Annotated in this window: 1 protein-coding gene; it reads right to left on the bottom strand. The window is 79.1% G+C overall.

Translation table 11 applies throughout. From position 1 onward, the window contains the following. On the bottom strand, positions 1-263 hold a 263-nt coding region (locus A7A76_RS05795), incomplete at both ends, for an RsmD family RNA methyltransferase (protein WP_241200752.1).

Genomic DNA, 263 nt, shown 5'->3' with positions numbered 1-263 from the left:
GGCCAGGGCCGGGTCGCGCTCGACCAGCACCGCGCCGGCGGCGCCGCGCGACAAGGCCTCCATGCCCAGCGCGCCGCTGCCGGCGAACAGGTCGAGCGCGCGCGCGCCGGGCAGCATCGGCTGCAGCCAGTTGAACAAGGTCTCGCGGACCCGGTCGGAGGTCGGGCGCAGGCCCGGCGCGTCGCCGACGTTCAGGCGGGTGCCGCGCCAGCGGCCGCCGATGATGCGGACCTTGCCGGCCTGGCCGCGCCCGGGCGCGTTGC

The organism is Lysobacter enzymogenes, from assembly GCF_017168095.1.
Taxonomy (GTDB): Bacteria; Pseudomonadota; Gammaproteobacteria; order Xanthomonadales; family Xanthomonadaceae; genus Lysobacter; species Lysobacter enzymogenes_D.
This window is presented reverse-complemented; position numbering and strand designations above follow the sequence as displayed.